At 64.9% G+C, this 24392-nt stretch carries 29 protein-coding genes and 1 pseudogene; 12 read left to right on the plus strand and 18 right to left on the minus strand.

What is annotated here, in order from left to right; genetic code table 11:
• Positions 1 to 82: 82 nt before the first annotated feature.
• The 5 genes from N539_RS14865 to N539_RS0101385 all read right to left on the minus strand — a co-directional run bounded on the left by N539_RS14865 (position 83) and on the right by N539_RS0101385 (position 5072).
• On the minus strand, positions 83 to 724 hold the full coding sequence (locus N539_RS14865) for a response regulator (RefSeq protein ID WP_051531144.1): 642 nt from the start codon (positions 722 to 724) through the stop codon (positions 83 to 85).
• The gene (locus N539_RS0101370) at positions 721 to 2352 is read right to left on the minus strand and encodes a histidine kinase (RefSeq protein ID WP_028968813.1); all 1632 of its coding nucleotides are present in this window, start codon (positions 2350 to 2352) and stop codon (positions 721 to 723) included. The genes N539_RS14865 and N539_RS0101370 overlap by 4 nt, the downstream gene beginning before the upstream one ends.
• A gap of 177 nt (positions 2353 to 2529) precedes the next feature.
• On the minus strand, positions 2530 to 2823 hold the full coding sequence (locus tag N539_RS0101375; protein WP_156029691.1) for a hypothetical protein: 294 nt from the start codon (positions 2821 to 2823) through the stop codon (positions 2530 to 2532).
• Positions 2824 to 2901: 78 nt separating this feature from the next.
• Positions 2902 to 4104, minus strand: coding sequence for a hypothetical protein (locus N539_RS14870; RefSeq protein WP_051531145.1), 1203 nt, complete (start codon positions 4102 to 4104; stop codon positions 2902 to 2904).
• A gap of 74 nt (positions 4105 to 4178) precedes the next feature.
• A complete protein-coding gene (locus N539_RS0101385; RefSeq protein WP_028968815.1) occupies positions 4179 to 5072 on the minus strand; it encodes a LysR family transcriptional regulator in 894 nt (297 codons plus the stop codon).
• A gap of 183 nt (positions 5073 to 5255) precedes the next feature.
• Between N539_RS0101385 and N539_RS0101390 the strand changes: the two genes are divergently transcribed.
• From N539_RS0101390 to N539_RS0101400, 3 genes are read left to right on the plus strand one after another with little or no spacing between them, the layout of a single operon-like run.
• Positions 5256 to 5666: a (R)-mandelonitrile lyase gene (locus tag N539_RS0101390; RefSeq protein WP_028968816.1), complete on the plus strand. Its 411-nt coding sequence runs from the start codon at positions 5256 to 5258 to the stop codon at positions 5664 to 5666.
• Positions 5667 to 5670: 4 nt separating this feature from the next.
• Entirely contained in the window at positions 5671 to 5910 is a 240-nt protein-coding gene (locus tag N539_RS0101395) for a tautomerase family protein (RefSeq protein ID WP_028968817.1), read from the plus strand.
• A gap of 20 nt (positions 5911 to 5930) precedes the next feature.
• A complete protein-coding gene (locus tag N539_RS0101400) occupies positions 5931 to 6965 on the plus strand; it encodes a zinc-dependent alcohol dehydrogenase family protein (protein ID WP_028968818.1) in 1035 nt (344 codons plus the stop codon).
• Between the two features lie 122 nt (positions 6966 to 7087).
• On the opposite strand, the gene N539_RS0101405 is transcribed toward N539_RS0101400, so the two are convergent.
• On the minus strand, positions 7088 to 7855 hold the full coding sequence (locus N539_RS0101405; RefSeq protein WP_028968819.1) for a CsgG/HfaB family protein: 768 nt from the start codon (positions 7853 to 7855) through the stop codon (positions 7088 to 7090).
• Positions 7856 to 7981: 126 nt separating this feature from the next.
• Here N539_RS0101405 and lepA point away from each other — a divergent pair, with 126 nt between their 5' ends.
• Both lepA and N539_RS0101415 read left to right on the plus strand, forming a co-directional pair.
• Positions 7982 to 9817, plus strand: coding sequence for a translation elongation factor 4 (lepA, locus tag N539_RS0101410; protein WP_028968820.1), 1836 nt, complete (start codon positions 7982 to 7984; stop codon positions 9815 to 9817).
• A gap of 214 nt (positions 9818 to 10031) precedes the next feature.
• Entirely contained in the window at positions 10032 to 10340 is a 309-nt protein-coding gene (locus N539_RS0101415; RefSeq protein WP_028968821.1) for a DUF6481 family protein, read from the plus strand.
• A 146-nt stretch (positions 10341 to 10486) separates the two neighbouring features.
• On the opposite strand, the gene N539_RS18320 is transcribed toward N539_RS0101415, so the two are convergent.
• From N539_RS18320 to N539_RS0101460, 10 genes are all read right to left on the minus strand, one after another.
• Complete coding sequence (locus tag N539_RS18320) at positions 10487 to 10639, minus strand: hypothetical protein (protein ID WP_156029693.1); 153 nt, start codon at positions 10637 to 10639, stop codon at positions 10487 to 10489.
• A gap of 175 nt (positions 10640 to 10814) precedes the next feature.
• A complete protein-coding gene (locus N539_RS0101425; RefSeq protein WP_028968822.1) occupies positions 10815 to 11831 on the minus strand; it encodes an O-methyltransferase in 1017 nt (338 codons plus the stop codon).
• On the minus strand, positions 11828 to 13330 hold the full coding sequence (locus tag N539_RS14875) for an ATP-binding protein (RefSeq protein WP_051531149.1): 1503 nt from the start codon (positions 13328 to 13330) through the stop codon (positions 11828 to 11830). Before N539_RS14875 ends, N539_RS0101425 begins: the two co-directional genes overlap by 4 nt.
• Positions 13331 to 13786, minus strand: a complete 456-nt coding sequence (locus N539_RS18050) for a very short patch repair endonuclease (protein ID WP_081774121.1) — start codon at positions 13784 to 13786, stop codon at positions 13331 to 13333. It abuts the gene before it with no gap.
• Positions 13787 to 13789: 3 nt separating this feature from the next.
• A complete protein-coding gene (locus N539_RS0101435; protein WP_037551662.1) occupies positions 13790 to 14866 on the minus strand; it encodes a DNA cytosine methyltransferase in 1077 nt (358 codons plus the stop codon).
• A 191-nt stretch (positions 14867 to 15057) separates the two neighbouring features.
• Positions 15058 to 15330 (minus strand): DUF6894 family protein, encoded by a 273-nt coding sequence (locus N539_RS0101440; protein ID WP_231462806.1) that lies wholly within the window; start codon positions 15328 to 15330, stop codon positions 15058 to 15060.
• Between the two features lie 39 nt (positions 15331 to 15369).
• Positions 15370 to 15654: a hypothetical protein gene (locus N539_RS0101445; protein ID WP_028968825.1), complete on the minus strand. Its 285-nt coding sequence runs from the start codon at positions 15652 to 15654 to the stop codon at positions 15370 to 15372.
• Positions 15651 to 15839, minus strand: a complete 189-nt coding sequence (locus N539_RS0101450) for a hypothetical protein (RefSeq protein WP_028968826.1) — start codon at positions 15837 to 15839, stop codon at positions 15651 to 15653. The genes N539_RS0101445 and N539_RS0101450 overlap by 4 nt, the downstream gene beginning before the upstream one ends.
• Positions 15829 to 16653 (minus strand): hypothetical protein, encoded by an 825-nt coding sequence (locus N539_RS0101455; protein WP_028968827.1) that lies wholly within the window; start codon positions 16651 to 16653, stop codon positions 15829 to 15831. Before N539_RS0101455 ends, N539_RS0101450 begins: the two co-directional genes overlap by 11 nt.
• Positions 16654 to 16737: 84 nt before the next feature.
• Positions 16738 to 17040 (minus strand): GIY-YIG nuclease family protein, encoded by a 303-nt coding sequence (locus tag N539_RS0101460; protein ID WP_028968828.1) that lies wholly within the window; start codon positions 17038 to 17040, stop codon positions 16738 to 16740.
• Between the two features lie 115 nt (positions 17041 to 17155).
• On the opposite strand from N539_RS0101460, the gene N539_RS14880 reads away from it, so the two are divergent.
• Positions 17156 to 19549: a PAS domain-containing protein gene (locus N539_RS14880; protein WP_051531151.1), complete on the plus strand. Its 2394-nt coding sequence runs from the start codon at positions 17156 to 17158 to the stop codon at positions 19547 to 19549.
• A gap of 73 nt (positions 19550 to 19622) precedes the next feature.
• On the opposite strand, the gene N539_RS0101470 is transcribed toward N539_RS14880, so the two are convergent.
• Entirely contained in the window at positions 19623 to 19928 is a 306-nt protein-coding gene (locus N539_RS0101470) for an ArsR/SmtB family transcription factor (RefSeq protein WP_028968829.1), read from the minus strand.
• Between the two features lie 75 nt (positions 19929 to 20003).
• Between N539_RS0101470 and N539_RS0101475 the strand changes: the two genes are divergently transcribed.
• From N539_RS0101475 to msrB, 6 genes and pseudogenes are all read left to right on the plus strand, one after another.
• The gene (locus N539_RS0101475) at positions 20004 to 20384 is read left to right on the plus strand and encodes a Rid family detoxifying hydrolase (RefSeq protein ID WP_028968830.1); all 381 of its coding nucleotides are present in this window, start codon (positions 20004 to 20006) and stop codon (positions 20382 to 20384) included.
• Between the two features lie 10 nt (positions 20385 to 20394).
• Positions 20395 to 21279 (plus strand): PhzF family phenazine biosynthesis protein, encoded by an 885-nt coding sequence (locus N539_RS0101480; protein WP_028968831.1) that lies wholly within the window; start codon positions 20395 to 20397, stop codon positions 21277 to 21279.
• A 90-nt stretch (positions 21280 to 21369) separates the two neighbouring features.
• Positions 21370 to 21609 carry a WGxxGxxG family protein gene (locus tag N539_RS14885; protein ID WP_156029695.1) on the plus strand — a complete coding sequence of 80 codons (240 nt, stop codon included), beginning with the start codon at positions 21370 to 21372 and terminating at the stop codon, positions 21607 to 21609.
• Positions 21610 to 21716: 107 nt separating this feature from the next.
• Complete coding sequence (locus tag N539_RS0101490) at positions 21717 to 22358, plus strand: DUF47 domain-containing protein (protein ID WP_028968833.1); 642 nt, start codon at positions 21717 to 21719, stop codon at positions 22356 to 22358.
• Positions 22359 to 22363: 5 nt separating this feature from the next.
• Positions 22364 to 23356: pseudogene (locus N539_RS14890) on the plus strand (anion permease); the annotation flags it as partial.
• A 226-nt stretch (positions 23357 to 23582) separates the two neighbouring features.
• On the plus strand, positions 23583 to 24068 hold the full coding sequence (msrB, locus tag N539_RS0101500) for a peptide-methionine (R)-S-oxide reductase MsrB (RefSeq protein ID WP_028968834.1): 486 nt from the start codon (positions 23583 to 23585) through the stop codon (positions 24066 to 24068).
• 6 nt (positions 24069 to 24074) lie between these two features.
• Here msrB and N539_RS0101505 read toward each other — a convergent pair whose 3' ends face one another.
• Entirely contained in the window at positions 24075 to 24341 is a 267-nt protein-coding gene (locus N539_RS0101505) for a hypothetical protein (protein ID WP_156029697.1), read from the minus strand.
• Positions 24342 to 24392: the final 51 nt, after the last annotated feature.

Below are 24392 nucleotides of genomic sequence, written 5' to 3' on the forward strand. Positions count from 1 at the left end.
GTGGGATCGGTTCGACGCGGGCAGCTACGCTCACCAAAGCGGGAGCGCTAACAAATGCCCGATCCAGCCCAATAAGCTGCGCTTATGGCCTCGCCTGCCGGAGATAGCTTCCGGCCAGGAATTCGTCGGCGCGGATCGCCAGCTCGGTGCGGTTCTTGACCCCGAGCTTCTCGAACACGTTGTGGAGATAGACCTTGACCGTCCCCTCGGTCACTCCGAGCTCGCTGGCGATCTCGCGATTGCGCAGGCCCTGGCGGACGCATTTGATCAGCTCGCGCTCACGCGGCGCGAGGGCGGGCCGTTCCACCGGAGTGATTGCGGCCAGCCGCGCTATTCGCTCGCGCAGCTCGGGATCGAGCCAGCTGCGCCCGGCGCGCACCGCGTCGAGGCATTCCAGGAGATAGGCCGGGTCCGAGTTCTTGAGCACCATTCCGTCGACCTTCAGCGCCTGCGCTTCCATCAGCGCCGGGTCCTCGATGCCCGCGGTGAGCAGGATGATGCGCACCTTGCGGCGTTCGGCCCGCAGCGTGCGGAGGACGTCGAGCCCCGATCCTTCGGGCATTTGCACGTCGAGCAGCAGGACGTCGGGCTTCAGCTCCTCGACCGCGCGCATCGCTTCCTCGCCGGTCGTGGCACTGCCGACGATGGTCAGGCCGGTGTCGCGAAGCAGGACTTCGATCGCGGTCCGGATCATCGGATGGTCATCGGCAATCAGGATCTTCACGCGCTATTGCCTCCTCGTACCGGCAGGGAAATCGACAGTTTGGTGACGTCCATGCCGCGCGACACCTCGACCGCGCCGCCCGATTGCTCGACCCGCTCCTGGAGCGTTTGCGGCGGCACCATGACCTCGCCGAAGCGGGGATAATCGGTGCCGTCGTTGACGAGATCGATGCGCAGGGCCTCGGCACTCGCGTCGAGCGCGATGCGGACCGACTTGGCGCCGGCATGGCGAACGGCATTGGCGACGGCTTCGCGGATCAGTTGGTGCGCGTCGAGGTGCAGCCGCGACGGGATCGCGAGGTCGCTCTCGGCACCGGCGAAGGTGCAGTCGATCGCCCATTGCCTCGACAGGCGCTCGGTGAGCGCGCCGAGGTCGCGGGACAGGTCGCGGAGCGTGACTTCGGGGCCGCTGCGCAGCGCGGTGATGAACGACCTGAGCTCGTTCTGCTCCTGCATCATCAATTGCTTGAGCTCGTTGAGCTCGGGCTCGAGCGGCCGCCCAAACCCTTCTGAGCGCTTCATCGCCTCGATCCGGAAAGCGGCGCCGGCGAGGAACTGGACGACGCTGTCGTGGAGGTCGCGCGCGAGGACCAGCCGCGACCTTGCTTCGGCGCTGTCCTCCGCCGCCTTGAGCAAGGCGTGGCGCTGGATGTGCGCGGAAGCTTCGGAGGCGATCTGCTCGCCAAGGTCGATATGGTCGGTCGACAGATTGGGCACCTGCTCGAGGAACATGACGCCGTCGCCTTTGTCCATATGGAGCGGCAGCGCGAGCCCCGCCACCGGGTCCACCGCCGCCGCCGTTTCCTCGCCGATGGCAGCGACGGGATCGACCGCGCGGAGGTTGCGCTCGGCGTCGCGGACCAGCGCGTGTCCCTTGGCGACGTCGTACAGGACCGGCGTCGCCGCCCGCCCGTCGAGCAACGGACGTGCGACCTTGACGTCCGTGCGCTCGCCCTCGCGGATCACGATCGCCCGCGCTCCTTTGAGGCCGTGGTCGCGCCACACGATCGCCCCTGCGCGCGCGCCGACATCGCTCATTGCCGCCCGCAGCGCCGTCTCCAGCGGAGACTTGTCGAGCGACGGCTCGGCGAGAAGTTCACGGTTGTCGACGGCGAAGCGCGCCCGCCATTGATTGGCCCCGAACCAGATCAGGATCAGCGACACGATGACCAGCTGCGCGCTTCGCGCCACGAACAGCGGAGCGTCGTTGTCGCTGTCGAGGTTGGCGACGAACAGCCCGGTGCCGAGGAACAACAAAGTCAGCAGCGCCGAGGTCAGTGCTGTCGCTCGCCAGCCCCAACGGATCGCCGCAGACAGCAGCAGAAACACGACGAAGACCAGGAACGGGCTGGTGTGCCCTTCAGTGACGAACACCAGCACGACGAACATGAAGATGTCGAGCGCATGCGCCGGGCCGGCCAGCTTGGCGTCGAGCCACCAGTCGTTCCACGTCAGCGCCACCAGCACGGCGGCGAACGCGGCATAGCCGCCAAGTGCGGCGTAGGTGATCGTCGGCGCCTTGGTTGGTTGGCTGGCGTCGACGAGGATCGCGAGCAGGAACAGCGCGGCCAGGAATAGCCGCCCGAGCGCGATGATCCGCGCCGAAGGATGTCGGAACCCCCGCCCCACGCGCCGTGGATACAGGATCGGGCGCCCGGCGGACAGCCGTCATGGCCAATCCTATCTTTGGGTAAGCTCTCCTTCGATATCTTCGCCTGCGGGCGCGGCCGGCCTACAAGCTCTGGGTCACAAAACCTTCCCTTGAGGAGCAGGGGCTCGCCCGCCTCTGCTCCTCTACTTTTGTGCTCAGTATCTCGCCAGGATGAACTCGCGCGCCTGGCGATATTCGTGCGGCGTGACTCGCCCGTCGCCGTCGCCATCGGCGATCCTGCGGAACTCGATTGCCGCTGCCTGCGCCTCGCTGGGTTCGAGCAATATGTCGCGGTCGCGGTCGTAGAATTTCAGCGCCCAGTTCATCAGCACCCAATCGCGCTCGAACAGCTGCGCCGCCGCCGGCGCGGTGCTGATGCTCGCTGGCGTCGGCTCGGTCACTGACTGAGCGGCCGCGGCGGCGGATAACAGCAACAGCGGAAGGACCATGCCGAACTCCATCCCACCCCGCGCATCCCCAACGCGCGAGCCGGAATCCTGTTCAACCGAGCGAGCGCCCGCTTCAGCTCAGTGAGGCACGGCTCCGATGAGGTCGCCGAGCCCCAGGCCTCTCTTCTTTTTCTTGACCGGCGGTTGCTGCGCGTCCTGCTGCTGCTGGTCGGCTTCGGCGGCGCCCATCCCGTCCATCATCCCGCCCATTCCATGCATCACCGACGCCGTCGTCTTGTAGCGCACCTTGGCGACCCACTTGGGCGCCTTGGGCATCTCGGCGAAATTCGCTTCGGGGCCGTAGCCGATCATCGTCACCATCCCCGCCGGAACGGCGGCGGCGACCTCGGCCGGGAGAACGCACTGGCTGGTGCCGGGCGACAGCACCGATCCCGCCGCGACCAGCCGCCTGACTTCGGACGGCGCGAGATAGTCGAGTGCCGGCATCGTCGCGCTCTTCGAGGAGCTCCACATCACGAAATCGTTATTGGGGTTGGCCCCGAACATCGCCAGCGCATAGCCGGTCGCCATAGCGGCCGGCTGCCACGTCAGCTGGCTCGCGCCCGACGGCAGCGGCCCCGCCTCGCGCAGCCCCAGCCCCGGCATAAAATCCTGCCCGTTGCCGAGGCTGAACCCGATCTCCGGCGAGTAATTGCCCTTGACGCTGTGCGCGCCGAGCAAGGAGCCGCCCGCGGGGACGGCGCGGTGGTCGCGGTCGTTGGGCCAGCGTCCGAACCCCGGCGCTCCGCTCGGCCCGCTCACGGCATGCGCCATGGCCGCCATCGCGGCGACGCCCGGCGGCGCCTGGCCCGCCGCGAGCTTGGAGAAATCGACGACCGTCGGCTGGCCCGCCGAGACATGCTCGCCGCAGCCCCAGTAGATCAGCATCCGGCCCTTGGGCTGCTGCCACGGCATCCCGGACGTCGCCGGCGGTTCCCGCACGGGCGTAATGAGCGGCAGGCTCGGTCCCATCTGCAGCACGGCGGGAATGAAATGGTCCGCCTCGCCTGCGCCCGCGGGCCTGGTCCGCGACGCGAGCCGGAGGTCGAGCGTGTGGGCGACGCTCGCTCCGCCGCCCTGCATCATCTGCATGATCTGGCCCATGTCCGGCCGCCCGCCCGGCGCCATTCCGCCGCCCATGCCGCTCGCCGTCGCGACGTCCATCCAGTAATTGGCAATCGGCGGCGGGTCCTTCGCGGGCGCCTTAGCCGACGCTGCATAAAGCGTCCCACCAAACGCGGCCCCCCCCACCGCTGCAACCGACAAACTGATCCGTGTCATGAAACCACCCCCTGCTGCGCCGAAATTAAGCCTCTTCGCGCGCGGCGGACAAGCTCCCTTACTTCGGTGACCGTTCAGCCGCGGTGGCGCAGCGCCTCGACCAGCAGCGCGAACGCCGGCGATTGCTGGCGCCGGCTTGGGTAATAGAGGTAATAGCCGGGGAAGGGCGGGCTCCAATCGTCGAGCACCCGCACCAGATGTCCCGCCGCCACGTCCGCCTGGACGACATCTTCGGGAATGAAGGCGATCCCGAGGCCGCTCAGCGCCGCCTTCCGGATGACGGCAATGTCGTTGACGGTCAGTTGCCCGTCGACCCGCACGTTGATCTCACGCGAGCCTTTCTGGAACTCCCAGGCATAGACTCCGCCAAGGGTCGCCAGGCGCAGGTTGATGCAGGAATGGTGGGCGAGGTCCTGCGGGGTCTGCGGCTTGCTCCGCGGCGCGAAATAGGCGGGCGTGGCGACGGCCACCAGGCGGATGTCCGGGCCGACCTTGACCGCGATCATGTCGCGCGCGACCCGCTCACCCATGCGGATGCCGGCGTCGAAGCGCTCGCTGACGATGTCGCGTAGCGTGTTGTCGATGACGAGCTCGACGTTGATGTCGGGATATTCGGTGAGGAAGTCGGCGAGCTTGGGCCACAGCACCGTTTCGGCGGCATGGTCGACCGTTGTGATGCGGATCGTCCCAGCCGGTTTGTCGCGGAGCTCGGACAACGCAGCGAGGCCGGCTTCGATTTCCTCGACGTGGGAGCCGACCGTCGCCACCAGCCGCTCCCCCGCCTCGGTGGGGGCGACGCTGCGCGTCGTCCGCGTCAGCAGGCGCACGCCGAGCCGCTCCTCGAGCGCGCGCATGGTCTGGCTCAGCGCCGATGGGGACACGCCGAGCTGTGCGGCGGCGCGGGTGAAGCTGCGTTCGCGAGCAACGGCGAGGAAAGCAGCGATTTCGGCGATGGGCGGGCGTGCGATTGTGAAGCCTTACTTACAGATTCATGCGCATTATAGCGTCTAATCGCGGCTAAGCGCAGCCCTTAAATGGGCGTCATGCCGGCGAAATTTCTTCGAGGCGCAGCGGCCTTCGCATGCGCTTGCTTGGTCGCCGCATCCCCTTCGACAGCACAGCGGGCGCAGTCCCCGATAGGAGCACAGCAAATGGAAATTTCACGCAAATCGGAATTGAAGACGGTCGATGGCCCGGCCGAATATTTCACCGGCAGGGCGACGATCACGGGCCAGTTCCAGCGCGCGGCGCCGTCGCACGTCACCGGCGCAATCGTCCATTTCGAGCCGGGCGCGCGCACCGCATGGCACACGCACCCGCTCGGCCAGACGCTGATCGTCACCGAAGGCGTCGGCTGGACCCAGGTCGAAGATGGCCCGGTTCTGGAATTCTACGCCGGCGATATCCTGTGGTGCCCGCCCGAGCACAAGCACTGGCATGGGGCGACCCCGCATCAGGGAATGACCCATATCGCGATCCAGGAGGCGAAAGACGGCACGAACGTCACCTGGATGGAGAAGGTAACCGACGAGCAGTATCTGGCGGCGCAGCCGGTGGAGTGAGATCATGCCGCACGTCATCGTGAAGCTCTGGCCCGGAAAGTCGGACGATCAGAAGCAGCGCCTGTCGGATGCCATCGTCCGCGACGTGACAAGCATCCTCAACTATGGCGACGAGTCTGTTTCCGTGGCGTTCGAGGAGGTTTCGGCGCGGGACTGGAAGAGCAAGGTTTACGAGCCGGACATCGTCGGCCGCCGGGATCAGCTCATCAAGTCGCCCGGCTACGGCGCCTCCGACCTCACCTGACCTTCAGAAAAGGATAAGCCATGCGCGCAACCGTCATGCCCAAGGCGCACGAGGTGCGCATCGAGAATATCCCCGACGCCGCCATTATCGAGCCGACCGACGCGGTCATCCGCATCACCCGGGCCTGCATCTGCGGCAGCGACCTGTGGCCCTACAACGGCGGCCCCAACGTCGAGGGCCAGCGGATGGGCCACGAAGCGATCGGCGTGGTCGAGGAAATCGGTGGCGAGGTCCAGCGCATCAAGCGCGGCCAAGTGGTGATCATGCCCTTCGTTAACTCCGACGGGACCTGCCTGTTCTGCGAGGAGGGGCTGCCGTCCGCCTGCATTCATCGCGGCTTTTTCGGCAACGGCGGCGAGCTCGACGGAGCGCAGGCCGAGGCACTGCGGATCCCGATGGCGGACGGCACACTGTTCCCGATCGATGTCGCGGAGGACGACGCGCTGATGCCGTCGCTCCTGACGCTGTCGGACGTGCTGGGCACCGGCCACCATGCGGCGGTAACCGCCCGCGTCCGCCCGGGCGGGACGGTCGCGGTGGTCGGCGACGGCGCGGTCGGCCTGTGCGGAGTGATCGCGGCCAAACGGCTTGGCGCCGAGCAGATCATCATCATGGGCCGGCATGACCAGCGCATCGCACTGGCCAGGGACTTCGGTGCGACCGACGTGGTCGGCGAGCGTGGCGAGGACGGGATCACCCGGGTGCGCGAGCTGACCCAGGGCCTCGGCGTTCAGTCGGTGCTCGAATGCGTCGGCACCGAGCAGGCGATGGACACGTCGATGGGCATCGTCCGCGCTGGCGGCGCGGTCGGGCGCGTCGGCGTCCCGCATTACGAGGCGATCAAGGGCGCGCAGCAGATGTTCTACGACAATGTCATCGTCGGCGGCGGCCCGGCACCGACTCGCGCCTATATCGAGGAGCTGCTGCCCGACGTGCTCGAAGGCCGCATCGAGCCTGGCCGGGTGTTCGACCGCACCGTCGACCTCGACGGCGTGCCCGACGGCTACCGCGCGATGAACGATCGCGAGGCCTTCAAGGTGCTGGTCAGGCCCTAGCTCCAAGGCAAGGCTAGGCAAACTCTAGGCATTAACCCTTTGGGCGCAGGCATTAACCCTATGCCAAAGAAAACGGCGCCCCCGTTCGATGCGAGAACGCCGCTTCCAACCTTAGCTGAAGCTCAGCGCGCGGGCGCTGCCGCCGGGACCACCTGGTAGCCGCCGAGCTGGGTGACCAGCTTCTTGTAGGCGTCGAGATAGGCGAGGACGATGACCTGGCCGATCTCGGTGTTCTGGTAGCCCGAGGCGCCCGCCGCCGCGAAGCCGCCCCACCAGCCGCCGCCGCCGCCGCCCGCCCAGCTCAAGTCGGTCTTGCGGAAATAGCCTTCGGTCAGCGCCTCTTCCTCGGTGGTCCGGGCGTTGACGAGGGAGAGGGTGACGTTGGCCTCGCCCTTCTTGATATTGATCCCGCCGGCGACCGCGCCGACGGTGCTGGCCCAGCCGCCGAAATGGCCGAGCACCCCGCCGACCGCCGCGCCGACCCCGCCGCCGCCCGAATTGCGGTTGGCGCTGACGATGTCGGGCTCGAGGAAGTAATCCGCCGCCTTGACCTGGCCGGCGCCCATGTTCGAGCCGCGCTGCAGCTCGCCCTGCTCGGCCATCGCCCGCTCCATCGCCCGGCTCTGCATCGAGCGGCCGCGGTTGACCATCGTGAAGCAGCCCGATTGCTGGACGAACACCTTGATGATCGCTTCCGGGCTGCCGAGGTTCAATTCCCGCCACCATTGCTTGTCGGGCTCGACGATCGCCAGCGTGCCGATGCGGTGGGTGCACACCGGGATCTCCATCTGGCCGCGGACCTGGTCCTTGCGGCCCGAGCTGGGATCGGCCGCGGCCGAGGTCGAAACGAGCGCGAGCGCGGCGCCGCTCAGAAGCGCATATCTGGTCATGATTATCCCCCGTGTTGGATAGCCGACGTTTAACAGGAATTTGTTTGAGTCGGAAGCGTCGGCGCTTGCCGCTCGCGCTTCTTGGCGACGCCTGCTAGCGGCCCCCCAAACCCACTGAAAAAGCCCATGACCAAAATCGACCGCATCCGTAATTTCTCGATCATCGCCCACATCGACCATGGAAAGTCGACGCTCGCCGACCGGCTGATCCAGGCCACCGGCGGGCTCACCGACCGCGAGATGAGCGGCAACCAGCAAGTGCTCGACAACATGGACATCGAGCGCGAGCGCGGGATCACCATCAAGGCGCAGACCGTGCGGCTGGAGTGGCAGGCGGCCGACGGCGAGACCTATGAGCTCAACCTCATGGACACGCCCGGCCACGTCGACTTCGCCTATGAGGTGTCGCGCAGCCTCGCCGCGTGCGAGGGCGCGCTGTTGGTCGTGGACGCCGCCCAAGGCGTCGAAGCGCAGACCCTGGCCAATGTATATCAAAGCATCGAGCACGACCACGAGATCGTGCCCGTCATCAACAAGATCGACCTCCCCGCCGCCGACCCCGAGGGCGTGCGCCAGGAGATCGAGGAGATCATCGGCCTCGACGCCAGCCACGCCGTTCTCGCCAGCGCCAAGACCGGCATCGGCATCGCCGACGTGCTGCAGGCGATCGTCGATACCATCCCGCCCCCCAAAGGCGACGCCGCCGCGCCCTTGAAGGCGATGCTCGTCGACAGCTGGTACGACCCCTATCTCGGCGTCGTCATCCTCGTCCGGGTCATCGACGGGTGCTTGCGCAAGGGCGCGCAGGTCAAGTTCATGGCCGCCGGCACCACCCACCTCGTCGACCGCGTCGGCTGCTTCCGCCCCAAGATCGAGCAATTGAGCGAGCTCGGCCCCGGTGAGATCGGCTTCATCACCGCGCAGATCAAGGAGGTCGCCGAGACTCGCGTCGGCGACACCATCACCGATGCCAAGCGTCCCGCGCGCGAGGCGCTGCCCGGCTTCAAGGAGGTCCAGCCGGTCGTCTTCTGCGGCCTGTTTCCGGTCGACGCCAACGACTTCGAGAAGCTCCGCGACAGCCTCTACAAGCTGCGCCTCAACGACGCCTCGTTCAGCTTCGAGACCGAGAGCAGCGCCGCGCTCGGCTTCGGGTTTCGGTGCGGGTTCCTCGGCCTCCTCCACCTCGAGATCATCCAGGAGCGGCTGACGCGCGAGTACGACCTCGACCTCATCACCACCGCGCCGAGCGTCGTCTACAAGATGCACCTCACCCATTCGAAGAGCGAGGACGCGAAGACGATCGAGCTCCACAACCCCGCCGACATGCCCGACCCCAACCGCATCGCCAGCATCGAGGAGCCGTGGATCCTCGCCACCATCTACACCCCCGACGAATATTTGGGCGGCATCCTCAAGCTGTGCCAGGACCGCCGCGGCGTCCAGCGCGAGCTGAGCTATGTCGGCACCGGCAGCCACGCCCGCGCGCTGCTCAAGTACGAGCTGCCGCTGAACGAAGTGGTGTTCGATTTCTACGACCGCCTGAAGAGCATCTCCAAGGGCTATGCGAGCTTCGACTATGAGCAGATCGGGACCCGCGAGGGCGACCTCGTCAAGATGAGCATCCTCGTCAACGAGGAGCCGGTCGACGCCTTGAGCATGATCGTCCACCGCGGCACCGCCGAGGCGCGCGGCCGCGGCATGTGCGAGCGGTTGAAGGAGCTGATCCCGCGCCATCTGTTCAAGATCCCGATCCAGGCCGCGATCGGCGGCAAGGTCATCGCCCGCGAGACGATCAGCGCCATGCGCAAGGACGTCACCGCCAAATGCTACGGCGGCGACGCCACCCGCAAACGCAAGCTCCTCGAGAAGCAGAAGAAGGGCAAGGCGCGCATGCGCGAATACGGCAACGTCTCGATACCGCAGGAGGCGTTCATTGCGGCGCTGAGAATGGGGGAAGAATAAGCCGCCGAGCGTAGCGAAGCGATTGCGCTGCAATCGTTAGCAGCGCGTAGTGCCGGCGCATTCCGGCCGACACCCGAGCGGAGCGAGAGGTGATCGACGTCACGTCGGATTTACTCCGCGTGACAAAACCTTCCTATCCTCGCACCTCGGCCCCTTCCTTCACCCGTAACCGTTACACCAACCGCCACACTCGACACGAAAGACCATCGCACCCATGACCTACAACAACAGTTTCCAGGACCGCGCCGGCCAGGCCGCCGAAGCCAAGCAGAAGGCGCTCGAGCGATACCGCGCGCGCCCCCAAGTCGACGAAAAGGTGGCCGCCGAGCGCCTCGCCGCGGAGCAGCAGCGGCAGGCGGCCAAGGCCGAGAAAGCGGCGGGCAAGAAGGCCGAGCGCCAGGCGGCGGCGCAAGCGCAGGCGGCGGAGGACGCGGCCAAGGCGGCCGCCGCAGCGCCGAAGAGCGAGGCCGAGCTCAAGGCCGCGCGGGACGAACGTTACGCGAAGAGGAAAAACAGGAAATAGCGGCGTTCCGCGTCCGAGGTTCGTCATCGCGAGGCACGTCTGCGGCGTGGCGATCCAGCGCCGGGATCGAGTCCTTCCGTTCCCCTGCGCAGGCGGGGGGCCAGTCCTGGAATGAAGAGTCTAGGCTCCTGCCTCCGCAGGAGCACTCATCTGGGATAGCCCGCCACCATCATGAACGCGGCAGCCCCGATGCCGCCGAACAGCAGCGCGAGCACGGCCGCCTTCATCAGCGGCACGCGCATGCGCCGCGCGGAGCGCCGCCGGCTCTTGTCGCGAAAGTGCACTTCCCAGGTATCCATCATCCGCTCCCCATTGCGGACGATTCGGCGGTTCGTCCTTAGCAGCACGAGAACGACGGGAGTAGCGAGACGCGCGGTCAGTGAAGACGACAAGAGAATAGGGGTACCGTCGCGTCAGCATTCCGCAGGAGGCGTTTTCGCCGTGTTGAGAATGGGGAGGAGTGACCCTCGTAGATCACAGCTCGACGGGGGTGAGCGCCGGGTAATGGCGATAATAAGTTTTGAAGTTCTCCAAAAACCCAGGCATTTCAGTGACAACGTCGAAGTTGAAGCCAACGTCGCTCTCAATCTGTGACGCCGATTTTGATGAGTTACGCTCCAAATATAGCCGCTCCCTTATCGTGAGATCGGCAACGGCTAGGTACTTCACGTCCGACCAGGCAGATGACGCGAATGGCCATTCGGACAATCCCAGCCTCGCTCGCATCAGCGATGCTTCAAGAAGGTTCGCGCGCATCGCTGTCATTGATAACATCTGCTGGCCGTCGGCATACCTCGTGATCGAGAGCGGCTCGAGAACGTCGCCAGTCGTTGCCGACACGGCATTCCCGGCTGCCTTTCCGAATGCACGAGATATGATCGAAGCCACGAGTTCGGGCCCCATGTCCTGTTCCTTCGCGTTGCTCGGAAAATACTCCCCAAGTACGCTCTTCATCCTCTCGAAAGCATTTTTCTGGAGCTGCTCTTTAGCGACCGGTTTACCGGCAATGCGGTTTGGGCCCGACCAGTAGCCATACTCGGCATTGACTGTCACGCGAACGACATCGCGATGCTTAAATTGGCCCACGAGCGTCTCGAATTCGCGTATTTGGACAAACAAATCCTTCGGTGCCGTGTAATCCAACCAAACGATGTATCCCTCGGCATCGTTTATACCGGATGATTGCAAAGCGGAATCCACGTCCGCGACCAGTGCGCCCGAAGTGAACTGTCGGCATTTGCACTCATCGATAGGCCTATTCCACTCCTGCCTGGCGACGATTCCGGCGTCCATATCGAATGCCAAAAGACGGGTGATTCCTAGCAGCCGATGAACGAGCTTTTGGTCCTCCAATGCGTACGCCGCCATGCTGACATAGGCGTGATCGACCATGTCCCCGTAGCGCTCACACCGCAGCAGCAGATCCATGAAAAGACGGCGGTCGACGGCTTTGTTCGGCCTAAGGCGATAGGGCAGCGCAGCACCGCTCATTCGGCCGCTTCCTGATAGAGGGCCACCTCGCGACGAAAGGCCTCTTCTCCTACTTCCGCGGGTTTAACCGCCACATCGTCAAAGTACGCAATCGCCAATGTACTGAGATGGGACTTGAGCGCTACAAAACTCACGCGACTTTTTGTCTTTTCTGCAGCCGGAACGGGCAGTTTCGGCGCAAAACGCCTTACCGTTGAGAATTTATGCGTTGCGCGCATCGGCGCTCTCTTGAGCGAAGCACGGAGATCAGCGAGCGAGATGTACTCAGAGCCTTGGTAGAGCGCCTCTAGACCCTCCTCAAACTTCTTCCATTTATTTGTGAACGTGGTCAGTCCCTTGGTCGCTTCCTTCATAAGGTCCTTGACCTTTGAATAGAGCGAAGACGTTCCATCGATTCCCCGCTTTGTAGTTGTAAGCGGCAGCAACTCCGGATTCGCGGACTTTAGCAAAACAAGGCCGGTAATTGCGATAAATTGGCCGTGATAATTTGGTACGGACCCCTCGCCCCACCCGGTCAAGCGCGTACGATCTTTCCAAACGATCACCCTATCGTTGCAAGCGACAGTCCAACCCGCGTCGTCAGTTGATCCTCTCGTCTCCTCTTCTCGTTCCCGTTCCTCCTCCGAAGGGAGCTCGCGATAAAGACCGGCATAAATTTCGATCTGAACGCCATCGAGCTCCCCCACGTAGAGATACGGCGCAATGCCGTCTTGGTCTTCCGCTAGGCCGCGCTTGCGCAAAAGTTTGAATTCGTTGGGATCGATCGCGTCCGGCACTGGCTGATCGGAGGACGTTCTGACTGTAACGGCAAAGCCCTTATCCATGATAAGCGCGTAATTGCGCGCAATCTCTTCGCGAAGATCGCGCGCAAAATATTCGCTCTCAAACTCCGCCTTCACAGCCGGATTGAGACGCTCGATAACAATGCGAGTTCGGCCCTTTGTCAGTACGCCGGGAGGCAACCGAAGCATGGGCAGCCGTTTCCAATCTTCAGCTCGCAGCCATGACGGAGTGATCCGAACGCGGAACGCGTCATCATTCCATGAATCCACAGTAGCGTCGGTGCCAATTTTGAAAATGGCACGTTTCATACCGATCCCGTACATACCCACTGTTGCGATCGCGTCCGCGCCTTTGATTGGATCGGGTTTGCCGATGGCGAAAGCCGACTTCTCGGCTATTTTGATGGGGATTCCTCCGCAGTTGTCCTCGATGATAAACTGGTCGCCGGAGACAACGATGTCGGCTCTATAACCCCTGTAAGGTGTCCGCTTCTTCAGATCTGGATTTACGGAGCGCAAGATACCGTCAACACAATTGTCCAGCAGGTCAAGGATGGTGTCTTTAAGCTCGATATCTCGAACCAACATGTCGACGAAGAATTGTTTTGTAGGGGACGCGTTGGCCGTTCTTCCTCGTTTTGCGCCAGCACTGGCCATCGCGATGCGCCTATTCGACCTGATCGCGATCTGCCGTTTAGCCACTCGCTTGACAGTCATTCACTTACCCTTCCGTGACTTCGACGGTCCGCCGAGCGCCGGGCCTGCTTCATTGAATATTCGTTTGAGCGCGTTTGCAAGTTGCGCGTCGTCTTTGGTCTCGCACTCCCAAATGATCGCAGGCGACCATCCCAAGTTGACTAATGCCGCGCTCATCTTTGCGTCACGATCGACGTTGGAATCGAACTTTGCACGCCAATACTCAGTCCTTGATTTGGGCGTCGAGGCTTTCGGGCACCCCGGATGCCGGTGCCAAAAACATCCGTGAACGAACAACGCCAAGCGGTGCTTTGGGAAAACCAAGTCCGGTTTGCCAGGAAGGTCTTTCCGGTGGAGCCGAAATCGCAGTCCAAGCCGATGCGTCGCTCGTCTCACGCGCATTTCAGGGCTCGTGTGCTTGGCGCGCACCCGCGACATGAGCCACGAGCGGCGTTCCGGAGAAATGTGATCGACCACCGGTTAGGCAGCCTTCTTAGATTCCTCCGCAATTTCAAGCTTTTCCGCTACGACCCGGAGCACTGCCTCGGCGATAATTGGCGAGACGCTATTTCCGATCATTCGGAAACTGTGCCAGATCGTTGGATGGAAGAGATGATCGTCCGGAAAGCCTTGAAGGCGCGCCGCTTCCCTGACGGTGATCACTCTGTCTTCTTCGGGGTGGATCGGCCGAACCGATTGATATGAGCCCATGTCTGCGCCGGTGCCGGCGCGCAGTGTCGGGCACTGCCCATTCCAAGTTAATCGCGGATGCCTTCCAACCGGGTCGATTTTGCCCGGCGCCAATTTCGAAAAACGACCACTGACCTTGGCAGTGTGTCGCGTTCTCTGGTTCCCCGTGAAAATGCCATCGGGCGCCACAAGAGCAGCCGCATAATCGGAAAGCGTCACGGACGGCGGTATCTTCCAACGATCATTGCAATCGTCTGTTGCAAGCTTCGTTGCATTGAAGAGCCCGGAAAAAGCATCGGCAACGGTAGCTGGCGAAGACTTCGCAAGCTCGAAATCATCCGGCCAAATCGAGTCGCATCGCGCCGGATCGTATCCGACCACGAACATGCGCTTCCTGCTTGTAGCGGCACCGAAGTCTGCCGCGTCCAAAACCAAGGGCTTCACTAGAAAATAATCGGTGGGAAGAGACCCGATTGCTGATTCAAGTTCCGGGAGGGCATCTGCAAATGCGAGCCCCTGAACATTCTCCATTACGAACGCACGCGGTTTCGCTTCAGCGACCAGGCGAAAGAAGTGTCCGAGCAGCGTACGACGTGGATCGGACTTGTCGCGACGGCCTATAGAGCTGAAGCCCTGACAAGGCGGACCACCGAACATGAGGTCAACCTCTCCACCAGCAGCGATAAAGAGTTCGCCACCGGGCGTTTCTGAGAGATCCGCAAGAACGAGCTTCGTCTCGGGAAAATTCGTTTTGAACGACGACGTGAGGATTGGATCCTTGTCGAATGCAGCGATGACGTCGAAGCCAGCCGCATGTGCGCCGCGAGAGAATCCGCCCGCTCCACAAAATAGATCGATCGCTCGCATTTCTACCCCTCGCAAACGATCCGGCGCGAGACAGAATAACATGGAATTGTCAATGACACGATCGCGCGGAAAAATTTCTGTGGGTAGGTGCTAATTAGTATTCCGAATCCGCCCCGCCTCCACATGCCGCGGCCATGCCCGCGCGGCATCCCAGCTCCCCGGTGTCCGCAATCCCTCACCTGCGCTCGGTGCTACGCGCGAACCTCCACCGCCTCGTCGAACCGCACCGCCCCCACCGGCGCCCGCTCCCCGTCGACGAACTCGATGCGGTGGCTGCAGGCGAAGTGCCCCTGGAGGACGCTGTCGGCGGCCATGTGGCGCGCTTCCTTGATGGCGTGGGCTCGCGCCGCCTCGGGGTCGGCGAGTTCAACGCCCTCGTCGTCCATGGTCACGGCGTCGTTGTAGAGGTTGAAATAGTATAGCGGCATGGCGCGCGCGTACACAGGCGCGCCCGCCTTTGCCATAAGGTAAGTCAAGGTCGACGAAGGCAATGCGGTCCAGGCTCAAATCCCCCCGAAATGCAGCTCGCGCGGCCACACGTCCCGCTCGGCCGCGTCCTTCAGCGGCTTCCGGAATGCGTCGACCTTCGCCTCCTCCTCGTCGAACAGCCGCTCGAATTCCTTCTCGCTCAGCCGCTCGGCCGCTTCGCCGCAGCGCTCGTCCATCCGCCGCTGCGCCTCGCGCCACGCCGCCGCGGTCTTGCGCACCCAGGCGCAGCGCGCCTGCTTGCACTCCGCTGGGCGCGCGGCGGCGGCGAGCAAGGCGCGGGTCGTGTCTTCGATGCTCACCGGCTTCCCCCAATCCTCGGCTCAACAATCACCTCCGGTCGCCGCGATCTCGGCTCCCTCGGCAGCGCGCCGTTGGGGATCCACGCCCGGGTTCCTCGCTCGCGGACCGCCTCGGCAAACTCGCGGCTGTTGAGCGAGAAGGTGCGCATGTTGGGCGCGCTCGGCTGCTCAGGCTCAGTCTTCATTCCCATCTCCCTCATCCCAATTGACGGCCTCCAATCCCTGCTTCGACCGATACTCATCGATCGCCGCCCGCATCTCCGCTTTCTTGTCGGGCCCGTAGCCGCACTCGCCGTACGACCAGCCGCTTTCCGCGAGCAGCACCATGTCGGGCTGGCGCTGGTTGGAGCTGCGCCACGGCTCGTCGGCCTGGGCCTCGAGCGCGGAGGCCTTGTCCCAGTCGATCGGCAGCTCGGTCAGGATCTCGAACGCGGCGCGCTTGGCGGCGCTGGCGCTGATCTCCTGCAGATAGATGCGGCGGATGCGCAGCAGCTTGCCGGCGATGCTCTCCCGCGCTTCCTCGGCCCGGCGGTGGTAGGAGGCCTCGTCTTCCCACTCGCCATATTCGTTCATCACCATCCCCTCATCCCCTTCAGCAGCAGAGGGCCAGGGGGAGGGGGCATGCTTGCGCCGATGGTCGATCGACGGCGGCCGGGTACCGGGCGCCACAAAGTCCATGTCCGCTTGCTCCGCCTGGCGCCGCTTGGCGATCTCGACCGCCGCATGCCACGACGCGCGGAAGCTCGCCGCCAGCGGGGAGCGATAGAGCTTCATCATCCCGGTCAGGTTCTTGCCCATCTCGTCGCACGCCCGGCCCGGCGACCCGCCCAGGGCCAGCCTGGCGATGAACTCGCGTTGCAGGTCGGGCGTCCACCCGCCCTCGACGATGCGCTTGCGCGGCACCGGCTCGAACGCGAGCAAAGCGGCAATTTCGGGGTCGGCGGTATTTTCGGCGGCGGGGTAGGCGACGTCGGTCGCCGGTTGTGGAGAATCGCTCATCCACCAGCGTGGAGCAAATGAAATCCTAATAGGAAAGTCTTTTGTTCCCCTGCGAAGGCAGGGGCCCAGACGCGGACTGGAGCTTCAGCGCAAGTCTGCTCCAAGCAACGCCGGATAGAGATCGTTCCAATCAGGGTTCATCTGCTCGATTTCGCGAAGTTTCCAGATTCGCTTCCATTTTTTCATCTGCAGCTCGCGGAGCCGGGCCTCCTGTAGATCGTCATAGGCTGCGTACCAGACGAGCATTTTGCATCCGTGCTTCCGGGTAAAGCCTGGGACCAGACCGTTGTGATGCTCCCAGACGCGTTTCAGCAGATCACTGGTTACGCCGATGTACAGCGAGCCGTTGCGGCCGCTGGCCATGATGTAGACATATCCGGCTCGCATCGGTGCAGCTTGGCGCGACTTTCGCTAAAGCTCCAGTCGCGGTCTGGGCTCCTGCCTTCGCAGGAGCACAATCCATGTCATCGACTCCGCATCAAAACCGCTTATTCGTAACGGCATGGCCGAGGACGGGCGCAAGAAGAGCAAGAAGTCGGTGAAGTCGGTGACGGCGGCGACGGACGCGCCGCTCACCCTCGCGCTGCCGCCCGCGATGTTCACCGGGCCCGGGCTGCTCGCGCTCGCCGATCTGCTGCCGGTGATGACTGCTTACCTCGACCGCGACTTCACCTACCGCTTCATGAACAAGCCGCTGGCCGAGTGGCTGGGCAAGCCGCGGCGCGAGTGCATCGGCCGCCCTATGAGCGAGGTGCTGGGCGAGGCCAATTTCGCCGCGCGCGAGCCGATGCTGCGCGCCGCGCTGGCCGGGGAGCGCCAGTATTTCGCCGCCACCTTCGACCATCCCGAGCGCGGCACCGTCGCCGCCCAGACCGACTATACGCCGTGGCTCAACCCGGAGAGCGGCGCGGTCGAGGGGCTGGTGGTCGTCGTCACCGACGTCACCGAGCAGCGCGTCACCGAGCGGGCGCTGCGCGAGAGCGAGGAGCGCTTCCGCCGAATCGCCAACTCGGCCCCGGCGATGATGTGGGTGACCCGGCTCGATCGCGTCCGCGACTTCGTCAACGATCATTATGTCGAGTTCGTGTGCGGCCCCGACGGGGACCGGGCGGAGGCGCAGAAGATCGACTGGCGCTCGCGCATTCACCCCGACGACGTCGAGCGGATCGTCGCCGAGAGCATTGCCGGCGAGGCGAGCCGCGCGCCGTTCACGCTCGAGGGCCGCTACCGGCGCCACGACGGCGAGTGGCGCTGGCTGCGCAGCGTGTCGCAGCCGCGCTTCGGGCCGGACGGCGAGCTGGTCGGGTTCATCGGCGTCGCCGGCGACATCACGCTGTCCAAGGAGGCCGAGCTCGAGCTGCGCCGGACGGTCGAGGCGCAGACCGCCGAGCTGACGCGGAGCGAAGCGCAGTTCCGCGCGGTGTTCGAGGCTGCGCTCGAGGTCATGGTGCTGCTCGAGCCCGACGGCACGGTGCTCGCGGTCAACAACCGCCGCGAGCTGTGGCGCCACCCCAATCCCCAGGAGGCGCTCGGGCAGAAATTGTGGGACGCGCCGACGCTCGCCAAATATCCCCAGCACCGCGCGGTCATGCAGGAGGGGATCGCCACCGCGGCCGCGGGCGGGGTGTTCACGACCGAGGTCAAGATGGAGCGCGAGGGGGTCCAGACCGCCTACCTCGACGTCTCGGTGCAGCCGGTGCGCGACCCCGACGGAGGCATCGTCTATCTGCTGTTCGAGGCGCGCGACATCACCGAGCTCAAGGCCGCGCAGGAGCAGCTCCGGCAGAGCCAGAAGATGGAGGCGCTGGGCCAGCTCACCGGCGGCATCGCCCACGACTTCAACAACCTCCTGACGGTGGTCGTCGGCGGCCTCGACATCATCGTCAAACGCTCCGACGATTCGAAGGTGCGGCGGTATGCGGAGAATGCGTTGGCCGCCGCCGAACGCGGCGCGCGCCTGACCGGCCAGCTCCTCGCCTTCAGCCGCGTCCAGCGCCTCGAGGTGCGCCCGACCCACGTGCGGCTGCTGATCGAGGGCATGCTGCCGCTGCTCAGGAACGTGCTCGGCCCGGGCATCGAGAAGACCTTCGACCTCGACCGCGAGATGCTCCCGGTGATGGCCGACCCGACCCAGCTCGAGGTCGCCGTGCTCAACCTCGCCATCAACGCCCGCGACGCCATGCCCGACGGCGGCGTGCTCCACTTCGCCAGCCGCAAGGTCAGCGTCGCCGGCGACCCCGAGGTCGAGGACGGCGACTTCATCGAGCTCAGCATCAGCGACACCGGCGAGGGCATGGCGCCCGACGTCCTCGAGCGCGCGTTCGAGCCCTTCTTCACCACCAAGGAAGTCGGCAAGGGCACCGGGCTCGGCTTGTCGATGGTCTATGGCATGGCGCGCCAATCGGGCGGCACCGCGCGGGTCGACAGCAGGCCGGGCGAGGGAACCACCGTCAGGCTGCTGTTCCGGGCCGCCGAAGCGAGCGCCGACGTCCCCGTCGAGGATCGTCATGAAACCGAAGCGGCGGCCGAAGGCGAGCCGGCATCGGTGCTGGTGATCGACGACGACCCCGATGTCCGCGCATTCATCGTCACCGCGCTGGAGGAGCGCGGCTACCGCGTCCGCGAGGCCGCCGACGGCGCGCAAGGCATCAGGGAAGCCAAGCGCGAGAAGCCTGACCTCGTCATCCTCGACTTCATCATGCCGGGCCTGTCCGGGGCCGAGGTCGCCAGCCGCCTGCTCGTCGATCGCGGCGACCAGGCGATCCTGTTCGTCTCCGGCTACAGCGAGACCGACGCGGTCAAGAGCATCGCCCCCGACGCCCAAGTCCTCGCCAAGCCGTTCCGCGCCGAAGCCCTGGAGCGCGCGGTGCGCGGCCTGCTCAGCACCCAGGGTTAATGCCTGCGCAATCCTGGTTAATGCCTAGATTCTGCCTAGATGTTGGACAGTCGCAAAGCGGGATGATCCGCCGCTAAATCGCCGTCAACTTCGCCATGAAGTCCGAAATCGCGCGCTCGTCGCGTTTGTAGAAGGTCCATTTCTTGATCCGCTTGGGGACCAGGAAGCCGGCCTCGACGAGGACCTTGAGGTGTTGGGCGGTGGTCGGCTGGGCGAGGCCGAGCTTTTCCTCGATCAGCAGCGCGCACACGCCGTCATCGACGAGGTCGCCGTCGACTTGGGGACGGAAGTTCGCGGTCGGCGTCTTCAGCCATTCGAGGATCTGAAGTCGGTGCCGGTTGGCGAGGGCCTTGAGCCGATGTTCGCTTGGGTGTTTCATATCGTTCTATTGCAATATGACAATAACATTCCTAGCTCCGCCGCGGCAAGGGCCAGGGGTCTCGAGGAGTGCCAAATGACCATCCACGCCATCCATTCCGACCAATTGTCGCCCCCGGTCGGCCCTTTTTCGCCCGCCATCCGGTCGGGCCATTCGATCTTCTTCAGCGGGCAGGTTGGGCAAGACCCGACGACGGGCAAGCTCGTCGAAGGCGGGGTGGAAGCCGAGGCGCGGCAGCTGTTCGGGAACCTCCGCGCGCTCCTTGAAGCTGCGGGCAAGAGTTTTGCCGATGTCGTCAAGGCCAGCGTGTTCCTGACCGACATCGCCGACTTCGCGGCAATCAACGCAATCTATGCCGAGCATTTCACGGCGCCCTATCCGGCGCGGACCACGGTCGCGGTCGCGGCGTTGCCGCTTGGCGCGCGGATCGAGATCGAACTTCTGGTCCAGGCTTAGGGGGCGGACAATGCGATACGATTTCATGATCCTCGACGTTTTCACCGCCAAGCCGTTCGGCGGCAACCAGCTCGCGGTGCTGACGGATGCGCGCGGGCTGACGAGCGAAGCGATGCAGACGATCGCGCGCGAGTTCAATTTCCCGGAATCGACGTTCGTGCTGCCCGCCGACGATCCGGCGCATGCCTGCCGAGTGCGGATCTTCACGCCGGCCGTCGAGCTTCCGTTTGCCGGCCACCCGACGGTGGGGACGGCGTGCGCGCTGGCCATGTTGGAACAAGTTCCGATCGGCGACATCGTCCTCGAGGAAGGCGTCGGCCCGGTGCCGGTCAGTACCGCCCGGGATGGCGACGCATATTCGGCCCGGTTCAGGCTGGACCGAGCGCCGCAAATGTTCGACGCGCCCTCGGCCGGCGACATGGCCGCGATCCTGTCGCTCGAGGCGGACGAGATCGTCGATGTGTTCAGCGCCAGCGTCGGCGTCAATTTCACCTACGTCCAGCTGCGCTCGCGCGAGGCCGTCGACCAATGCCAGCTCGACCTCGACGCGTGGCGGCGCTTGCTGTCCAGCCACCCCGCGTCGCAGGTCTATATGTTCGCCGGCGACCTCAAGGACCGCGGCGAAATCTATTCGCGCATGTTCGGGCCGGGCTTCGGCATCGCCGAGGATCCGGCGACGGGAGCCGCCGCCGCGGCGATCGTCGGCGTCGCGGCGAGCCGTTCGGGGTCGCTGAACCTCCGCATCACCCAGGGCGTCCGGATGGGCCGGCCGAGCTCGATCGACGCATCGGCGGCCGCGGAAAACGGCGAAGTCCGCGCGATCGAGGTCGGCGGCTCCTGCGCGCTGATCGCCGAGGGGTCGATCGAGGTGCCCGACGACTATCTCGAGCGGTAGCGGAGCCCGATAGATTCGCGACCAGATTCGCGACTCGGGGCCGAAAAGCGTATAGCCGTCGCCTCAGTCTGCTCGGTGATGGAGGCGATGATGCGTACCCATCGGAGAACGGTTGCTCTTCTCTTCGGCATGATCCTGCTCGCACCGCCGTCGGCGGCGCCGGCGCAGCAAGAACGCGGTGGCGTCAGAACCGAGACCCAGGAGCGCGCCGCGGCGAAGTCGGACAACGGCTGGCTGTGGAACGTTCTTGGGCTGATCGGACTGTTCGGAGTGTTGGGCACCCGCAAGGGCCACGACGAAGACAGCTACCACCCCTCCTCGTTCGAGTAGCCCCGGCCGGCAGACGCTCGTTCGCTTGGGGCGCCCTTGCGCTCGGCGAAAAGCCTGTCATGAAACTGTCGCATCTCGATAGAGGTGGCTGAGAGGGGCTTTTCGGGATGTTTGGTTGGTTCCAGCGCTTGCTTCCGCGCAAGGGCGACTTCTTCGGCATGTTCGAGGCGCATGCGGTGACGCTGGTCGCGGCGGCGGCGGCGATGACCAAGCTGGTCGACGGCGCGACGGTGCACACCGAGCACATCGCCGAAATCGAAATCCGCGAGCATGAAGCGGACGACATCACGCGGCAGGTGCTGACCGAAGTCCGGCGGACCTTCCTCACCCCGTTCGATCGCGGCGCGATCACCTCGCTCATCGCGGCGATGGACGATTCGATCGACGAGATGCATTCGACCGCGGTGGCGATCGATCTTTACGAGCTGCGCCGCTTCGAGCCCGAGATGAAGGAAATGGTGCGCATGACGGCCGAGGCGGCCGCGCTCACCGAGGAAGCCACGCGCTTGCTCCGCGACATCAGCCGCAATGGCGCCCGCATCCACGAGATCACCGAAAAGATCGTCCGCCTCGAGGGCGCCGCGGACGATGTCCACGCGGCGGGCCTCAAGAAAGCGTTCGAGGAATATTCGGACAAACCGATGCAGTTCATCGTCGCGCGCGAAATCTACAAGCACCTCGAGCGCATCACCGACGCGTTCGAGGATGTCGCGAACGAAATCGACGGCATCGTCATCGATCACGCCTGAGCGGGATGTACCAGCTCGCCTTCCCGCTGCTGATCGGCCTGATCATCGTCGCGCTGGCGTTCGACTTTTTGAACGGTCTCCACGATGCCGCCAATTCGATCGCGACGGTGGTTGGGACGCGGCTGCTGAGCCCGGCGGCGGCGGTGGCGTTCGCGGCGTTCTTCAACTTCGCCGCTTACTTCCTGGCGCTTCAGTGGCCGCAATTGCACAAGGTCGCCGATACCATCGGCAAGGGCCTGATCGACAAGGACCTGATCACCCCCGCGGTGGTTTTCGGAGCGCTCGTCGGGGCGATGTTCTGGAACGTGGTGACGTGGGTGAAGGGCATCCCGTCGTCATCCAGCCACGCTTTGGTCGGGGGACTCATCGGGGCCGGAGTAGCGCACGCCGGGATCAGCGGGATTCAATGGGACGGCCTCAACAAGACCCTGATTGCGATCGTTCTGTCGCCGACGCTCGGCCTCATCCTGACGATGGCCATCATGCTCGCCACGAGTTGGGGAGGGACCCGGGCCAGCGCGCGCGGCGCCGAGCGCACGTTCCGCGGCCTGCACCTGGTTTCGGCCGGCGCTTATTCGCTCGGGCACGGCCTCAACGATGCCCAGAAGACGATGGGCGTGATTACCGTGCTGCTCTATTCGACCGGTTACCTGCACGGCGAATTCCACGTGCCGCATTGGGTCGCGCTGAGCTGCTACGTCGCGATCGGCCTGGGCACGCTAAGCGGCGGCTGGCGGATCATCGAAACGATGGGCACTCGCATCACCAAGCTGTCGCAGCATCAGGGCTTCAGCGCTTCGGCGGGCGGCTCGGTGATGCTGTTCGCCGCATCCTATCTCGGCATACCGGTCTCGACGACGCACACCATCACCGGCTGTGTGATCGGCGCCGGCGCGGCGCGGCGCGCGTCGGCGGTGCGCTGGGGCATCGCGCGCAGCGTGATGGTCGCCTGGGTGATCACGATCCCCGCGTCGGCGATTGTCGCGGCGCTGTTTTACTGGGCGGTGACCGACCTCAGCCGCGGCCTGTTGGCGATGGAGGCCATCGCCCTGGTCGGGTTCGCGATGTTCGCGTGGCGCGAGCTCAGGGCCCAAGGCGACCACTACGGCCGGCTCGCCGCGGGCTTGGGGGTTCTAGGTTTCATCACCGCCGCGATGATCCTGCTTTACGGAGTCGCGAACTAGGCGCCTGCATGTGCTAGAGGGACTCGCCAGGAGCGATCTCATGGATGACGCCGCCACTCTTCAATTTGACCTGACGCCGCCGAGCGAGGATCAGAAGCAGCGGCTCGTCGCCGACCTCAGCGATGAGGAGCGGCACGTGCTTCTGGAGCATGGTACCGAGGCGCCGTTCTGCGGGGTGTTCCTCGATGAGAAGCGGCCGGGCGTTTACACCTGCCGGCTGTGCGGGCTGCCGCTGTTCAACGGCGGGCAGAAGTTCGAGAGCGGCACCGGCTGGCCGAGCTTCACCTCGCCGTTCGCCGAGGATCACCTGACGACGATCCGCGACGACAGCTACGGGATGATCCGGACCGAGATCGTGTGCGCGCGCTGCGGATCGCACCAGGGTCATGTCTTCCCCGACGGGCCGCCGCCGACCGGCGAGCGCTATTGCATCAACTCGGTCAGCCTCGAGTTCACCCCGAACGGGGAGGCTCTGCCCGACAAGCTCGGCCGGGGGGCGCCCGAAGGCGAGCCGTCGGGCGGCTGAGCGCGCTCAGCCGTTCGCCCATTCCTTGGTCTTCTCGATAATCGTGAGCTCGCGCAGCAGCGCATCGACCTTGCTCGTCAGCTCGGGGAGGAAGCTGATCTGATGGCGCGCGCCACGGTAGGATTCGACCATCAGCAGCGCGTCGAGCAGGATCGGCACGACCAGGGCTTCCGGGTCGTCCAGCTCGGCCAGCCCGCGGAGATGGTCGAGCGCCTTGCGGCGCGCTGCCGCGGGATCGGTCAAAGCTTCGGTTCGGCCAATGTGCCAGCCCATCGATTCGTCTCCGCCAAAAGCGTGAGGATAGCGCGCGGAACGGGCGGCGTT

Origin of the sequence: Sphingomonas sp. URHD0057 (assembly GCF_000620665.1) — a bacterium.
Lineage (GTDB): Bacteria > Pseudomonadota > Alphaproteobacteria > Sphingomonadales > Sphingomonadaceae > Sphingomicrobium.

Bases quoted from the DNA above. Each gene is read 5' to 3' on its own strand.
- N539_RS0101390 (WP_028968816.1), top strand. From the start codon at position 5,256: ATGGAAATTTCACGCAAATCGGAATTGAAGACGGTCGATGGCCCGGCC.
- N539_RS0101415 (WP_028968821.1), top strand. From the start codon at position 10,032: ATGACCTACAACAACAGTTTCCAGGACCGCGCCGGCCAGGCCGCCGAA.
- N539_RS14875 (WP_051531149.1), bottom strand. From the start codon at position 13,330: ATGACTGTCAAGCGAGTGGCTAAACGGCAGATCGCGATCAGGTCGAAT.
- N539_RS18320 (WP_156029693.1), bottom strand. From the start codon at position 10,639: ATGGATACCTGGGAAGTGCACTTTCGCGACAAGAGCCGGCGGCGCTCC.
- N539_RS0101480 (WP_028968831.1), top strand. From the start codon at position 20,395: ATGCGATACGATTTCATGATCCTCGACGTTTTCACCGCCAAGCCGTTC.
- N539_RS0101435 (WP_037551662.1), bottom strand. From the start codon at position 14,866: ATGCGAGCGATCGATCTATTTTGTGGAGCGGGCGGATTCTCTCGCGGC.
- N539_RS0101490 (WP_028968833.1), top strand. From the start codon at position 21,717: ATGTTTGGTTGGTTCCAGCGCTTGCTTCCGCGCAAGGGCGACTTCTTC.
- N539_RS14870 (WP_051531145.1), bottom strand. From the start codon at position 4,104: ATGACACGGATCAGTTTGTCGGTTGCAGCGGTGGGGGGGGCCGCGTTT.
- N539_RS0101505 (WP_156029697.1), bottom strand. From the start codon at position 24,341: ATGGGCTGGCACATTGGCCGAACCGAAGCTTTGACCGATCCCGCGGCA.
- msrB (WP_028968834.1), top strand. From the start codon at position 23,583: ATGGATGACGCCGCCACTCTTCAATTTGACCTGACGCCGCCGAGCGAG.
- N539_RS0101475 (WP_028968830.1), top strand. From the start codon at position 20,004: ATGACCATCCACGCCATCCATTCCGACCAATTGTCGCCCCCGGTCGGC.
- N539_RS14880 (WP_051531151.1), top strand. From the start codon at position 17,156: ATGGCCGAGGACGGGCGCAAGAAGAGCAAGAAGTCGGTGAAGTCGGTG.
- N539_RS14885 (WP_156029695.1), top strand. From the start codon at position 21,370: ATGCGTACCCATCGGAGAACGGTTGCTCTTCTCTTCGGCATGATCCTG.
- N539_RS0101460 (WP_028968828.1), bottom strand. From the start codon at position 17,040: ATGCGAGCCGGATATGTCTACATCATGGCCAGCGGCCGCAACGGCTCG.
- N539_RS0101375 (WP_156029691.1), bottom strand. From the start codon at position 2,823: ATGGTCCTTCCGCTGTTGCTGTTATCCGCCGCCGCGGCCGCTCAGTCA.
- N539_RS0101405 (WP_028968819.1), bottom strand. From the start codon at position 7,855: ATGACCAGATATGCGCTTCTGAGCGGCGCCGCGCTCGCGCTCGTTTCG.
- N539_RS0101400 (WP_028968818.1), top strand. From the start codon at position 5,931: ATGCGCGCAACCGTCATGCCCAAGGCGCACGAGGTGCGCATCGAGAAT.
- N539_RS0101395 (WP_028968817.1), top strand. From the start codon at position 5,671: ATGCCGCACGTCATCGTGAAGCTCTGGCCCGGAAAGTCGGACGATCAG.
- N539_RS0101450 (WP_028968826.1), bottom strand. From the start codon at position 15,839: ATGAAGACTGAGCCTGAGCAGCCGAGCGCGCCCAACATGCGCACCTTC.
- N539_RS0101470 (WP_028968829.1), bottom strand. From the start codon at position 19,928: ATGAAACACCCAAGCGAACATCGGCTCAAGGCCCTCGCCAACCGGCAC.
- N539_RS0101425 (WP_028968822.1), bottom strand. From the start codon at position 11,831: ATGAGCGGTGCTGCGCTGCCCTATCGCCTTAGGCCGAACAAAGCCGTC.
- lepA (WP_028968820.1), top strand. From the start codon at position 7,982: ATGACCAAAATCGACCGCATCCGTAATTTCTCGATCATCGCCCACATC.
- N539_RS0101440 (WP_231462806.1), bottom strand. From the start codon at position 15,330: ATGGCAAAGGCGGGCGCGCCTGTGTACGCGCGCGCCATGCCGCTATAC.
- N539_RS0101455 (WP_028968827.1), bottom strand. From the start codon at position 16,653: ATGAGCGATTCTCCACAACCGGCGACCGACGTCGCCTACCCCGCCGCC.